This is a genomic window from Streptomyces hiroshimensis (assembly GCF_014650335.1).
GTDB classification, from domain to species: Bacteria; Actinomycetota; Actinomycetes; order Streptomycetales; family Streptomycetaceae; genus Streptomyces; species Streptomyces hiroshimensis.
The window spans coordinates 206,083-219,757 of the sequence record NZ_BMUT01000009.1 but is presented as its reverse complement, the minus strand read 5'-3'; the positions used below and the strand labels follow the sequence as shown (position 1 = coordinate 219,757).

Sequence of the window (13,675 nt, the reverse complement as noted above, 5' to 3'; positions counted from 1 at the left end):
TCGGGCTGACCAGGCTGATCAGGGCTTGCCGGGGCTGTCCGTCCCGGTCGACCCGGTCGGCTGCGTGATCCTGCGCGCCGCCGTCCGCACCGACTCGCGCAGCGAGTCCAGGTCGCCGTCCGCTCCGCCGACGAGCAGCCGGCGGAACTGCGGCACGGCCGTGGCCCACCCGGCGAGCGCGCTGATCAGGAAGACGAGATGGCGCGGCGGCAGCGTGGCGTCGACCGTGCCCTTCTCCTGGGCGGTGGCGAAGGCCGCGGCCTTGGAGTTGTAGCGGGCGCGCCGCTCGACCTCGTGCGGGATCTCGCCCTCGCCGTACTCCAGCCCTTCCCACAGGAGCAGCCGCAGCAGCTCGGGGTGGGCCTTGTGGTACTCCATGAGGCGGTCGACGTAGCAGTCGGGGTCGTCGGCGTCGACGGGTACGGCGGAGGCGAGTTCGAGCAGGGCCTGCTGGAGGACCTGCGAGAACAGCTCGGCCTTGTCGCCGAAGTAGGCGTAGATGAGCTGCTTGTTCGCCTTGGCCTCGCGGGCGATGCGGTCGATGCGCGCGCCGGCGATGCCGTGGGCGGCGAATTCGGCGGTGGCCGCCGCGAAGATGCGCGCCTTGGTGGCCTCTGGATCCCTTACGACTGCCATGCACCCAGAGTAACCAACTATTCGGTTGACAGCACGTTCCGTTTCACGTGAAACTTACAACCAACCAGTTGGTTGCAACTGCCTGAACCGCACGCACCGCCCCGGGGGAGCCACACCACTCATGCCGACGCCCACGAAGTCACCGTCACCCGCAGCCGCGCCCACGGCAACGACCCCGGCCACGGCCGTACGATCGGCGCCGCCGGCCGCCCCCGCCCGCGGCGGCAACACCGTCCTCCTCGCGGTCATCGCCCTCTGCACCGCCGTCACGGCCGCGAACATCTACCTCGCGGCCCCGCTCCTCGGCCTCATCGCCCGCGACTTCGGCGCCGCGCCCTCCGCGGCCGGCTGGATCGCCTCCGTGGCCCAGCTCGGTTACGCCATCGGCCTGCTGGCCTTCGCCCCGCTCGGGGACACCGCCGACCGCCGCCGCCTGGTGGCCGTGCTGTCCGCCGTCGCGGGCGCGGCCCTCGTCGCGGCGGCCCTCGCGCCCGGCCTGCCCGCGCTGGCCGCGGCCGTCCTGGTGGCCTGCGCCGCCACGGTCGTCCCGCAGCTGCTCGTCCCGCTGGTCGCCGAGCGGGCGCCCGCGGACCGGCGCGGGCGGCACGTGGCCGCCGTCGTGGCGGGCCTGTTCACCGGCATCGTCGCGGCCCGCGTCCTCGGCTCCCTCGCCGGGCAGGCGTACGGCTGGCGCGCCGTCTTCTTCGGCGCCGCCGCGCTCACCGTCGCGATCGGCCTGCTGACCGCCGTGATGCTCCCGGCCGAGACCCGGCCGCGCCGCGCCGCGCAGCCGCTCAAGGCCATCGCCGGGCTGCCGGGGCTGCTGCGCGCGTCCGCCGAGCTGCGGGCCGCGTGCCTGCGCCAGGCCGGTCTCTTCGGCGCCTGGAGCTCCCTCTGGACGACGCTCGCGCTGCTGCTCACCGCGGACGAGCCGTTCCACATGTCGACGGCGACCGCGGGCCTCTTCGGCCTGTTCGGCCTCGTCTCGACCGTCGTCGCCCCCGTGTCGGGGTCGCTCATCGACCGCTTCGGCTCGAACCGGGTCGTCATCGCGTCCTACGTGCTCACGGCGGCCTCCCTGCCGCTGTTCTGGCTCGGCGGGCACCGGCTGTGGGCGCTGTGCACGGCGGCCGTACTGATCCACGCGGGCCTGATGGCCGGTCAGGTGGCCAACCAGACGCGGGCCCTGGCCTCGACCGGAACCCCCGCGGCGGCCAACACGGCCTACGTCGTCACGGCCTTCGTCGGCGGCGCGAGCGCCTCCGCCCTCGCGGGCCCGGCATACGCCCACTGGGGCTGGAACGGCGTCTGCGCCATCGCGGCGGCGGCGGTGGCTGTGGGCTGGGTCGGCAGCGCGCTGGTGGGCGCCAAGCGCTGACGAAGCGCTGACGGGACACCGGAGAAGACTCCGGCGCCGCAGCCCCCGTAGTCGGCGGGCACACATGCCGACGCCGGGCAGGGGACCTCATCGGCGGCCCCCTGCCCGGCGTTCCGTGTCATCCGTCCGCGGTCATTCGCCCGCGGTCATCCGCCCGCCGCGGGTCAGCCGCCCAGGACGGTGACCTCCAGCCCGCCCTCCGCGTACTGCTTCCGCAGCACCTTCTTGTCGAACTTGCCCACCGACGTCTTCGGTACGGTCGCGACCGACGTCCACCGCTCCGGCAGCTGCCAGCGGGCCACCCGCTCGCCCAGGAAGACGCGCAGCGCGGCGTAGTCGGCGGCCTTGCCGTCCTTGAGGACCACGGCGGCGAGCGGGCGCTCGCCCCACTTCTCGTCGGGGACGGCCACGACAGCCGCCTCCGCGACGTCCGGATGGGCCATCAGGTGGTTCTCCAGCTCGACGGAGGAGATCCACTCGCCGCCCGACTTGATCACGTCCTTGGCGCGGTCGGTGAGGGTGAGGAAGCCGTCGGACGTGATCGTGCCGACGTCACCCGTACGCAGCCAGCCGTCGGGGCTGAACTTGTCCTCGGGCCGGATCGGCTCGGCGGCCGCGCCGCCGTAGTACGCGCCCGCGATCCACGGTCCGCGCACCTCCAGCTCACCGGCCGACTGACCGTCCCACGGCAGGATCTCCCCGCCCGGACCGGCGAGCCGGGCCTCCACGGAGGAGGGCAGCCGGCCCTGGGTGACGCGGTAGGGCCACTCCTCCTCCTCGCTCAGACCGGCCGGCGGGTAGGCCACCGAGCCCAGCGGCGAGGTCTCCGTCATCCCCCACGCCTGCACGAGCCGCACGCCGTGGCGCTCGTGGAAGCCGCGCATCATCGCGGGCGGGGCGGCCGAGCCGCCGCTGATGACCGTACGCAGCGAGGACAGGTCCCGCGGGCGCGCGTCGAGCTCGGCGAGCAGGCCCGCCCAGATCGTGGGGACGCCGGCGGACACCGTGGGCCGCTCGGTGGCGATCATCTCGGCGAGCGGCGCCGGCTGCAGGAAGCGGTCGGGCATCAGCAGGGACGTTCCCGCCATGAAGGCCGCGTGCGGCAGGCCCCAGGCGTTCACGTGAAACATCGGCACTACGGGGAGACAGGTGTCGGCGGGGGTCAGGCCGAAGGCCGAGGCGGCGTTGACCTCCATGGCGTGGAGGTAGACCGAGCGGTGGCTGTAGAGGACGCCCTTGGGCTCGCCGGTGGTGCCGGAGGTGTAGCAGAGGGCGGCGGCCTGCCGCTCGTCAAGCTCCGGCCAGTCGAAGCCGGCCACGGGCCGGCCCGCGAGCAGCTCCTCGTACTCGTGCACGCGCGGGCGGCAGCCCTCCAGCGCGGAGCGGTCGCCCGGGCCCGAGACGATCACGTGCTCGACGGAGCCGAGGTGCGGCAGGAGCGGGGCGAGCAGCGGCAGCAGCGAGCCGTTGACGATGATCACGCGGTCGGCGGCGTGGTTGACGATCCAGGCGAGCTGCTCGACGGGCAGCCGCAGGTTGAGCGTGTGCAGGACGGCGCCCATGGAGGGGATCGCGAGATACGCCTCCAGGTGGTCGCTGTTGTTCCACATGAGCGTGGCGACCCGCTGGTCACCGACCACCCCGAGCTCGTCGCGCAGCGCGTGGGCCAGCTGCACGGACCGCTCGGCGACCTCCCGGAAACTGCGCCGCAGTGGCTCGCCGTCCCCGGTCCAGGTGGTCACGGTGGCGCCTCCGTGCACGCGCGCGCCATGGGCGAGGATGCGCGTGACTGTGAGCGGTACGTCCTGCATCGTGCTCAGCACCGGGGTCCTCCCGAAGACCTGCTACGGCTGGTGTGGTCCGCTGATTGTGCTGGGGTATCTCGCGGTAAGTCACTACCCCGGCACTACCTCGGCACTACCTCGGCCCACGGCGGTGAGCACTTTCCGTCACGCCGCGCAGGCGAGCTCCGGGTCCTCGCGGAGCTTCCCGAGCGCCCGGGAGACGGCGCTCTTGACCGTGCCGACGGAGACCCCGAGCAGCTCGGCCGTCTGCACCTCGGTCAGGTCCTCGTAATACCTGAGGACGACCATGGCCCGCTGCCGCACCGGCAGCCGCAGCACGGCCCGCCACATCGCGTCGCGCAGCGCCTGCTGCTCGGCGGGGTCCGCCGAGGGGGCCGCCTCGCGCTCGGGCAGCTCGTCGTAGGGGAACTCCTCGACCTTGCGCTTGCGCCACTGCGAGGTGCGCGTGTTGACCAGGGCCCGGCGCACGTAGCCGTCCAGGGCCCGGTGGTCCTCTATGCGCTCCCACGCCAGGTACGTCTTGGTCAGCGCGGTCTGCAGCAGGTCCTCCGCGTCGCACGGGTTCGAGGTCAGAGAGCGGGCGGTGCGCTGCAGCACCGGACCGCGTGCCCGTACGTAGGAGGAGAACGACGGGTACACGGCGGTGGATGCGCTGGTGCACACAGGCGTCGTGGTTGCTGTCATGCTTCAACGCTAGGAGCGCACCTGTACCCGGCGGATCGGCCGCAGGTGCCGAAGGACGGTCCGCCTCAGGTCGTACAGGTGGGGCTGCCCCCACCTCCCGGAGGGGGAGAGGAGCACGGGACGCCCCCTCCGGGTACGCGCCCGGGAGCAGTCCCCCGGGCCCCCGGGCCCTCAGTGCCCCAGGCCCCCAGTCCCTCAGGCGCCCAGTCCCTCAGGCGCCCAGTCCCTCAGGCGCCCAGTCCCTCAGGCGCCCAGTCCCTCAGGCCCTCAGGCCCTCAGGCCCTCAGGCCCTCAGTCGATGATCGCCACGGGAGCGTCCACCAGATTACGGTCGATGGTCAGCTTCCGTCCCCCGTGCGATTCGGTGACATTGCCCTGGTACTGGTGGATGCGGCGGTGCGGCTGCCACGCCGACCGGCCGATCGACGGCTCGCCGTCCGTCGTGGCCCCGACCCGCCAGCGGGCGAACCAGAGCACGTCGGGCAGCCCCGTCGTGCCCGAACGGCGGGCCCGGTCCATGTGCCGCACCCCCGACTCGGCGCTGCTGTAGAAGCCCGGCAGGTAGCCGGCGCTGCGCACGGCCGTGCCCCAGCCGCGGATGAAGGACAGCGTCGTGCGGGCGCAGTCGCCGTCCTTGTCGTCGTAGGCCTCCATGTCGAGGTAGAGGGCGCTGTGGATGTCGATGCCGAGCGCCGAGGCCCGGGAGACGGCCTCCTCGCCCTCCGTCTGGCCCTGGTCGTAGGGTTCGGAGCCGATGAGGTAGCCCCGCTTGTTGCTCGCCCGCACGCAGGGGGACTGCGAGCCCACGTAGATCGGCAGGACGCGCCAGCCCATGTCGTCGGCGCCCTCCAGCCAGCGCTCGCTGAGGTAGGTCTGGTGCGGGCAGGCGCGGGCCCGGCCGGCGAAGTAGACGCCGACGGCCCGGTAGTCCGACGACTTCCACGCGCTCAGCGTGGTCAGTGCAGGGGCCTGGCAGGTGTCGATGCCCCAGCCCCTGAAGACGGATGCCCCCTCGTCCCTCGGGTCGCCCCGGTCGCCGGCGCCCGCGGGCTCGGCGCCGATCAGCTGGGCGACCACCGCCATCAGGGCGAGGAGATATCCGATGATCTTCCTTCGTCGGTCCATACCCGGAGTCAAAGGCGCCATCGACCGGCGCCCTTCCGTGACACGCCCTCCGTTCATCCGTCTGCCCCGAGAAGCAGCCCGGACGTGGGAACTCCGGTACCGGCGGTGACCAGCGCCCTGGAAGCGTCCGGTACCTGGTTCACGGCGGTGCCGCGCAGCTGCCGCACCGCCTCCGCGATGCCGTTCATACCGTGCAGGTACGCCTCGCCCAGCTGCCCGCCGTGGGTGTTCAGCGGCAGCGTGTCCGCTTCCACGAACGCGGCTCCCTCGCCGGGCCCGCAGAAGCCGAACTCCTCCAACTGCATCAGCACGTAAGGCGTGAAGTGGTCGTAGAGGACGGCCACATCGATGTCCGAGGGGCCCAGGCCGCTGCTCCCCCACAACTGACGTGCGACGACGCCCATCTCGGGCAGGCCGTCGATGTCGTCCCGGTAGTAACTGGTCATCTGCTCCTGGGTCCGGCCGGCGCCCTGCGCCGCGGCGACGACCACGGCGGGCGGACGGCGCAGCGTGCGGGCCCGCTCCAGGGAGGTGACGACCAGGGCCTGGCCGCCGTCCGTCTCCTGGCAGCAGTCCAGCAGCCGCAGCGGCTCGGCGATCCAGCGGGAGGCGGCGTGGTCGGCGAGGGTGATCGGGCGGCCGTGGAAGTACGCGGCCGGGTTGGTCGCGGCGTGGCGCCGGTCGGTGACGGCGACGTGCCCGAAGACCTCGGGCTCCAGGCCGTACGCGTGCAGGTAGCGGCGGGCGCCCATGGCCACCCAGGACGCCGGCGTGAGCAGCCCGTACGGCAGTCCCCAGCCGAGCGCCACACCCTCCGCCGAGGGCTCGCGCCCCTGCACTCCGGCGCCGAAGCGGCGGCCGGAACGCTCGTTGAAGGCCCGGTAGCAGACGACGACGTCGGCGATGCCGGCCGTGACCGCGAGGGCGGCCTGCTGAACGGTGGCGCAGGCGGCACCGCCGCCGTAGTGGACGCGGGAGAAGAACGTCAGCTCGCCGATGCCCGTCGCCTGGGCGACGGTGATCTCCGGGCTGGTGTCCATGGTGAAGGTGACCATGCCGTCGACGTCCCGGGGAGCGAGCCCGGCGTCGTCGAGGGCGGCACGGACGGCCTCCGCGGCCAGGGCGAGCTCGCTGCGGCCGGAGTCCTTGGTGAAGGCGGTGGCGCCGACACCGACGACGGCGGCGGTGCCGCCGATCACGCGGCGGTCCGTGAGGGGAGGGCCACCAGAACGGTTCCGGTGACGTGGCGGCCGAGGCGGTTCGTACCGACGACGGAGATCTCGATGGTGCGCTCGTTCACGGAAAGGATCCTTCCGGTCAGCACCAGAACATCGCCTGGATAGCTGGGCACCCCGAGCCGTATCGAAACCTTGCGGAGGACGGCCTTCGGGCCGGCACGACCGGTGACGTAGTCGGTGACGTACCGGCCCACCAGACCATTGGTGGTGAGGATGTTCATAAAGATGTCAGGGGAGCCCTTTGCGCGGGCCGCCTCGGCGTCGTGGTGCACATCCTGGTAGTCACGGGAGGCGATGGCACCCGCGATGACGAGCGTACGGGTGATGGGAACGGTGAGGGGCGGGAGTTCTTCACCGGGCGTCATGCGACTTCCCCTTCCGGCCCTTCCGAACGGGCGCGGAATACCGGGAGTTCCCATCCCGCGTCCACTCGTATGAATTCCAGCTCGACGGACATTCCTATGCGCACGCCGTCGTGCGGGACACCGGTGATACTGCTGATCATCCGTACGCCTTCGGCGAGTTCGACGAGCGCTACGGCGTACGGGGGGTCGAAGGCCGGGAACGGCGGGTGGTGCATGACCACGTACGAGTAGACGGTGCCGGAGCCGGAGGCCTCGACCGTCCCCCACTCGGGTGAGCCGCAGCGGCCGCAGCCGGGCAGCCAGGGAAAGCGGAGGGCGCCGCAGGCGGCGCAGCGCTGGATGAGCAGCTTGTGCGCGGCGACGCCTTCCCAGAAGGGCGCGTTGTCGCGGTTGACTACGGGGCGGGGGCGGGCGGGGCGGGCGGTGCGGTCCGGACGTGGGGGCTCGGTGGGCTTCTCGGTCAGCCTCCCGGACACCGGCGCGTACTTGAGGATCCGGAAGCGGTGGGTGCCGACGAGCTCGCCGGCCACCCGCACCCGCATCATCGTGGTGATGAAGTAGCCGGCCCCGATCCGGGTGGCCTTGCGGGGGGAGACGGACTCGATGACCGAGTCGAACGTGATCTCGTCGCCGGGCCGCAGCGGGCGTACGTACTCCTGCTCGCAGTCGGTGGCGACGACCGCGGTGTACCCGGCGCCGTCGAGCAGGGCGAAGAGCTCGTCATGGGCGGAGGTGTGACCGACGGAGCCGCGACCGGCGGGGGTACGCCCGGAGAGGGCGCCGGAGAGGCCGGGCAAGGTCCATGCCTGGAGCATGGTGGGCGGGGCGATGGGATCAGGCCCTGCGTAGGCGGGGTTGGTGTCGCCCATGGCCTCGCACCAATGCCTGATCATCGGCGCGTTGACGGGGTCCCTGGCGGGCGCGGAGACGGCCACGGGACGGCCTTCGAAGGGCTTGAGCAGGTGGTGCACGTCGTCGACGGAACGCACGGGGACCCCCCTCTCGACTGAATCTGACTATCCGTCAGATGAAGTCGAGAGGTCAAGGACCGAGAGGTCAAGGACTGCGGACATGGCCGCGCGGCGGCACCGAAGTGCCGCCGCGCACCCTCACCGGACCCTGCCCCCAGGGTCATCTGTCACATGTGCCGCCCCCCGGCCCAGCGACTACCAGCGGTCGTCGTTGAAGACGATGGTGACGTTGTCCTGGCGGATGGCCGTGCGAGCCGGTCCGTTGACGCTCACGGTGTTGGCCTGGTTGTGGGCACCGGCGCCGGTGGCCTGCTGCTGCGTGGTGGTGGAGTTCCCGTGGTTGGAGCCCCCGACGCCGCTTCCCACGACCGCCGCGGCAGCCGCGTTGGAGCCCCGGTTGGCCACCTGGTTGCCGTTGCCGTCGTCATCGGCGTGGGCGACGCCGGAGAGGAGGACCGCCGCCACGGGCAGAGCGGCAGCAGTGGTGAGGACGCGAGCAGTGCGGGTGCTTGCCATTTCTATTCCTCCAGAACGCTGAGCGGAACTACTGCGAGCAGACATGCGAGTAGACAGAACTACTGCACAGTGCCGAGCAGTTGGCCGACCGCCCGGCGAGGTTTTCGACGTCGCGATCCAAGATTTGCCCACCGAATCCCCGGCGAACCACCCGTCGCTTCCCATTCCCTCGCAAGCATGACCACTCCGGAATAAACCCCCACCACCCTCGCCCGCCCCTGACCCACACCCCCCAGAGAGCCCTTGGAGCCCATACGCCACAAGGGCAGAACCGTTCCGGCGAAATATCGGCCAATTCCGTAAACATGGCCAAGAAGTGAACACCGGAGACGGCATAAACGTTCAGGCAGGGCGGGGGTGACCCGCCCTGCAGGCCGGGGGTGCACAGCCCTGCAGGCCGCGCCGAGGGGCCCCCGGCCCCGCAGGGCAGCGGGACACCCTGTTCATCGCGACACGGCGGCGTGCGCGACCCGCGCCCGCCGGACGCCGCCCGGCCTGGTGCCGACGACGACGGTCGCATCCAGCTCGTCGCACTCCACGACCCTCGTCATCAACCCGCTCCCCGCGAACGCCTCGACCGTCCGCGACGCCTGCCGCTCACTCGTCTCGACCAGCAGATGGCCGCCCGGCGCGAGCCATCCCGCTGCCGCCGCGGCGACCCGCCGCTGCACGTCGAGCCCGTCCGAGCCGCCGTCCAGCGCGACCCGCGCCTCGTGCTCCCGGGCCTCCGCCGGCAGCAGGGCGATGGCCTCGGTGGGCACGTAGGGCGCATTGGCGACGAGGACGTCTATGCGCCCGCGCAGCCCGCCGGGCAGGGGCTCGTACAGATCCCCCTCATAGACGACGCCGCTCCCGCCGATGTTGCGCCGGGCGCACTCCACCGCCGCCGGGTCGATGTCGGCGGCGTAGAGCTCGATGTCCTCCACGGCCGACGCCAGCGCCGCGCCCACCGCCCCGGACCCGCAGCACAGGTCGACGACGACGGCGCGCGGAGAGCTGAGGGCGAGGGCCTGTCCGACGAGGAACTCCGTACGGCGCCGCGGGACGAAGACGCCCGCGTCCACGGCTATCCGAAGCCCGTAGAACCCGGCCCAGCCGACGACGTGTTCGAGAGGCAGCCCGGCCGCGCGCCGCACCACCATGTCCTCCAGCTCGTCGGGCGTACGCGCCGCCGAAACGATGAGCTCGGCCTCGTCCTCGGCGAAGACACAGCCGGCGTTCCGAAGCCTGGAAACGACGAGGGGGAAGGAGACGAGGGAGAAGGAAGAGCGGGAAGAGCGGAGAGAGAAAGAAGAGGAGTCACACATGGAGAAGCCTTCCGGATCACCGAAGGGCGCTCTCGCGGTCCGCTAGAGAGAAGGAGCGGCGACCGTACAACCAGAGAAAGAGAGCACCCGGCCTGCAACAGCGGTAATGGGTCTCACCTCCTGGGACGGTTTCCTGCCAACTGCCGCAACAGTACATGATCTCCAAGCGCCCGGAAGTTTCCCGGAAGCTTCCGGACATCGCCCGGGGCCACCGGGCGGGCGGCTACGGGGGCAACGGCTCCGTTTTCGGACGTACTGCCGGTAGCGCTTGCGTTCCGGGGGATCGCACGTGGTGGGATATGGCGATGCGAACCCCCACACGCATACCTTCCCGTCCCCCCAACCCCTATGAAGAACTGGCGTCACTGGCCGACCCGGACCCCGATCAGGACCTCGCCCCGGGCCCCGGCCCTGACCCCGCCTCGGTGACGGACACGCAACCGCTCACCGTCCTCCCCCTCCGGCTCCTCCACGGGGACCCCGACGAGGCCGGAGTCGAGAACGACGCCGAGGACGAACCCTGGTCCCCGCCGAACCACCGCCGCGGCAAGCGCGGCCACCGCCGCCGCAGAGGCCCGCTCGCGGCCGCCCCCCGCGCGGTCAAGCTGCTGATCGCCCTCTCCCTCTGCGCCGGGATCCTGGTGCTGGGCGACCGCTGCGCACAGATGTACGCCGAGAAGAAGGCGCAGCAGACACTCCAGAAGGAGCTCCACCTGGCGGCCGCTCCGCAGGTGGACATCCACGGGTTCCCGTTCCTCACCCAGGTATTGGAGAAGCGCCTGCAGCGCGTGGACGTCACCGTCCCGCACGTGGCCGCCCAGCGCCTGTCGCTGGCAAAGGTCCACGCCAGCAGCCGCGACATCCAGCTGACCGGGAATCTGCCGAGCGACATCCGAGGCGCCGTCATCGGCGACCTGGACGGAGACGTCCTGCTGTCCTTCGACGACATGAACCGCGAACTCGCCGCATCGCAGGTCATCTTCAGCCGCCGCACCGACCATACGATCGGTGCGGACGGAAAGCTGAGCGTCGGCGGCCAGGAGCTGCGCGTACGAGCACAGGCGCAGCTGCGGCTGAACGGAAGCCGCGGCCTGTCCACGGAAGTGGACGACATGAGCCTCGACGTGCCGGGCATCGCCACGTACCGCCCGGGCAAGGGGCGGGGGCTGACCCTGCACCGCGAGACGGCCGAACGCATCAGCCGCGACGCGGCCCGGGCGAAGGCGCTGTTCTCCGTCCCGGCCCTGGCGGAGCGGCTCGGCGTCTCACCGCAGGACGCCGCGGCGGCTCTGAGGAACGAGGAGAAACTGCACCGCCTGACCGGCGCTCCCCGCTTCGTCGAAAGGCTGATGCACGTCAACCTCATCGACGCGGCCATGGACAACCCCTGGCTGCTGAAGAAGCTCGGCATCGATCCGAAGCTGATCGGCAGCGTCATCCGCATGCGGCCGCCGGAGCTCTCCGACCGCCTGTCCTTCGCGTTCTCCCTCCCCAAGGAGGCGCGGGAGTTGCAACTGCGCGACGTAAGGGTCGAGAAGGACGGCATCCGGGCCACGCTGAAGGGCATGGAACTGCCGGTGGGCAGAACCGAAAACAAATAACAGCCCAGCCGGTCACATTCCTGCGACGCCGTCCGTCAGAGCAGTGAAGGCAATACGCAAGCCCTGACGGAGGCAACGATGGAAGCACGTTCGATCACTGCAGAGGTTCCCGCGGGTCCCCGGATGCCCGAGGACCCTGTGAAGCTCGTCCCCGAGCTGGCGGAGGTGTCGGCGGCGCTGTTCAAGGCCACCGGCAACGGCTCGGTGCCGCGGACCACGATCAGCCTTCTCCAGCTGCGCGCCGGTCAGATCGTCGGCAATACGTATCTGACCGTTCTGCACACGGGATTCCTGCGCAAGGCCGGGGAGTCGGAAGAGCGGATTTCCGCGGTGGCGTCCTGGCAGGACGCTCCGTATTTCACGGGCGCCGAGCGCGCCGCGCTGGCTCTGGTGGAAGCCGTGTTCCAGCCCTCCGTACACGGCGAGAGGGTCTCGGACGAGCTCTATGCCGAGGTGTCCGGGCATTTCGAGGACAAGGCGCTCGCGACCCTGATGATCGCGATCGGTCAGGTCAATTTCTTCATTCCTGTGGCCCTCATCGCCAAGCCCGTCCCCGGCCGGTCGTTCACCGACCCCTGGAAGTGACCTGCGCGGCACGCGCGAGGAATAGCGGCACACGCGAGGCATAGAACGGCACAGGCGAGGAATAGCGGCTCACGGCGGCTCACGGCGGCTCACAGCTCATCGGCTGTGGGCCGCTTTCGCATGATTCCACCCCGCGACTCCTATAGTTTGCCCCGTTTCATCCAGTTAAATTTAGTTTCATCCCTGTCTTGCGAGGGAGTCGGCGTCATGCACGTCCTGCTCGTCACCAGCGGCTCCACGGGTGACGTCGCGCCGTTCACCGGCCTGGGGGTCCGGCTGCGGCAGGCGGGCCACGAAGTGACCGTGGCCACCCACGAGCGGTTCACCGGCCTGATCCGCTCCTGCGGGCTGGGCTTTCGTCGCCTCCCCCTGGACCCCCTGGACATGCACGAGGCGTGCGCGCGGAAGCTCCCCGGCCGAGCGGACGGCCCGTTGGGGACGCTCACGATCGCCAAGCAGGGAACCGTTTACGCGGCCGACCTCGCGCACGGCATCCTCCAGGCGGCCCGGCAGGGCGCGGACGTGCTCGTGGCCTCGGGGCAGACGGCCCTGCCGGCCAAAGCCGTCGCCGACGGCCTAGGCATCCCGAGCCTGGGTGCGCTGCTGCAACCCGTCGCCCCGACCGGCGCGTTCGCCCCGATGGCCCTCGGGCGCCGCTCCGCCGGGCGCTTGGGCAACCGGTTCCTCTCCGGCGCTCTCTGGCGGGCGTTCCACCGTCAGGCCGCGTCGACCGTCCAGTGGGTGAGGGCGGAGCTGGGCCTGCCGCCGCTGAACCGGACCGCGCGCCGGCGTCTGGCTGCCGACTGGCCGATCTGGTACGGATTCAGCCCGCACGTCGTCCCGCGCCCGGCCGACTGGCCTCCCGAGCACCGGCTGTCGGGCTACTGGTGGCCGGAGGAGCCGACCGGCTGGAAGCCGGATCCCCGGCTCACCGACTTCCTCGCCGCCGGACCGCCACCGGTCTTCATCGGATTCGGCAGCATGCCGTCACCGCGCAGCGGGCAACTGTCGGACGTATGCGCCGAGGCACTGCGCCGGGCCGGGGTCCGGGGTGTGGTGCAGGCGGGATGGTCCGGCCTGGAAGCCAGGGGTGACGACATCCTGGCCGTCGGGGAGGTGTCCCACCAGTGGCTCTTCCCGCGCACCGCAGCCGTGGTGCATCACGGCGGTGGCGGCACCACGGCCGCCGGCCTGCGCGCCGGTGTCCCGGCGGTCCCCGTCCCCGTCTTCTACGACCAGCCCTTCTGGGCCACCAGGCTCCGCGCCCTCGGCGTCGCGCCCGGAGTGCTGCCGATGGCGGACGTGACGGCGGAACGCCTCGCGTCCCTCATCGTCCGGGCGGTACGCGAGCCGGCATGGCGAGCACGGGCAACCGGCATCAGGAGCGCACTGTCCACCGAGGACGGCACGGACCCCGTCATCAAAGCCGTCGAAGCACTGCCCCGGTGACCGCCCTGGCCTCCG

13 protein-coding genes are annotated in these 13,675 nt (G+C 71.4%); 4 read left to right on the top strand and 9 right to left on the bottom strand.

The genetic code is table 11. The features are described from left to right. Window positions 1-18: 18 nt before the first annotated feature. On the bottom strand, window positions 19-636 hold the full coding sequence (locus IE241_RS21350) for a TetR/AcrR family transcriptional regulator (protein ID WP_190023398.1): 618 nt from the start codon (window positions 634-636) through the stop codon (window positions 19-21). 121 nt (window positions 637-757) lie between these two features. On the opposite strand from IE241_RS21350, the gene IE241_RS21345 reads away from it, so the two are divergent. After that, a complete protein-coding gene (locus IE241_RS21345; RefSeq protein WP_190023397.1) occupies window positions 758-2,014 on the top strand; it encodes an MFS transporter in 1,257 nt (418 codons plus the stop codon). 164 nt (window positions 2,015-2,178) lie between these two features. Here IE241_RS21345 and IE241_RS21340 read toward each other — a convergent pair whose 3' ends face one another. From IE241_RS21340 to IE241_RS21305, 8 genes are all read right to left on the bottom strand, one after another. Further along, the gene (locus tag IE241_RS21340) at window positions 2,179-3,837 is read right to left on the bottom strand and encodes a long-chain fatty acid--CoA ligase (protein ID WP_190023396.1); all 1,659 of its coding nucleotides are present in this window, start codon (window positions 3,835-3,837) and stop codon (window positions 2,179-2,181) included. A gap of 126 nt (window positions 3,838-3,963) precedes the next feature. Then, window positions 3,964-4,503 carry a SigE family RNA polymerase sigma factor gene (locus IE241_RS21335; RefSeq protein WP_190023395.1) on the bottom strand — a complete coding sequence of 180 codons (540 nt, stop codon included), beginning with the start codon at window positions 4,501-4,503 and terminating at the stop codon, window positions 3,964-3,966. Window positions 4,504-4,794: 291 nt separating this feature from the next. Further along, on the bottom strand, window positions 4,795-5,628 hold the full coding sequence (locus tag IE241_RS21330) for a DUF1906 domain-containing protein (RefSeq protein WP_229899579.1): 834 nt from the start codon (window positions 5,626-5,628) through the stop codon (window positions 4,795-4,797). A gap of 53 nt (window positions 5,629-5,681) precedes the next feature. After that, window positions 5,682-6,827, bottom strand: a complete 1,146-nt coding sequence (locus IE241_RS21325) for a lipid-transfer protein (protein WP_190023394.1) — start codon at window positions 6,825-6,827, stop codon at window positions 5,682-5,684. Beyond that, window positions 6,824-7,231, bottom strand: coding sequence for a hotdog family protein (locus IE241_RS21320; protein ID WP_190023393.1), 408 nt, complete (start codon window positions 7,229-7,231; stop codon window positions 6,824-6,826). The genes IE241_RS21325 and IE241_RS21320 overlap by 4 nt, the downstream gene beginning before the upstream one ends. Then, entirely contained in the window at window positions 7,228-8,220 is a 993-nt protein-coding gene (locus IE241_RS21315) for a bifunctional MaoC family dehydratase N-terminal/OB-fold nucleic acid binding domain-containing protein (protein WP_190023392.1), read from the bottom strand. Before IE241_RS21315 ends, IE241_RS21320 begins: the two co-directional genes overlap by 4 nt. Window positions 8,221-8,397: 177 nt before the next feature. Beyond that, complete coding sequence (locus IE241_RS21310; protein WP_190023391.1) at window positions 8,398-8,718, bottom strand: hypothetical protein; 321 nt, start codon at window positions 8,716-8,718, stop codon at window positions 8,398-8,400. Between the two features lie 443 nt (window positions 8,719-9,161). Then, window positions 9,162-10,025 carry a putative protein N(5)-glutamine methyltransferase gene (locus IE241_RS21305; protein WP_190023390.1) on the bottom strand — a complete coding sequence of 288 codons (864 nt, stop codon included), beginning with the start codon at window positions 10,023-10,025 and terminating at the stop codon, window positions 9,162-9,164. Window positions 10,026-10,450: 425 nt separating this feature from the next. On the opposite strand from IE241_RS21305, the gene IE241_RS21300 reads away from it, so the two are divergent. The 3 genes from IE241_RS21300 to IE241_RS21290 all read left to right on the top strand — a co-directional run bounded on the left by IE241_RS21300 (window position 10,451) and on the right by IE241_RS21290 (window position 13,660). After that, a complete protein-coding gene (locus IE241_RS21300) occupies window positions 10,451-11,626 on the top strand; it encodes an LmeA family phospholipid-binding protein (protein WP_229899577.1) in 1,176 nt (391 codons plus the stop codon). Between the two features lie 78 nt (window positions 11,627-11,704). Further along, window positions 11,705-12,211 carry a carboxymuconolactone decarboxylase family protein gene (locus tag IE241_RS21295; protein WP_190023388.1) on the top strand — a complete coding sequence of 169 codons (507 nt, stop codon included), beginning with the start codon at window positions 11,705-11,707 and terminating at the stop codon, window positions 12,209-12,211. Between the two features lie 207 nt (window positions 12,212-12,418). Then, window positions 12,419-13,660: a glycosyltransferase gene (locus IE241_RS21290; RefSeq protein WP_190023387.1), complete on the top strand. Its 1,242-nt coding sequence runs from the start codon at window positions 12,419-12,421 to the stop codon at window positions 13,658-13,660. The last annotated feature ends 15 nt before the right edge of the window (window positions 13,661-13,675 follow it).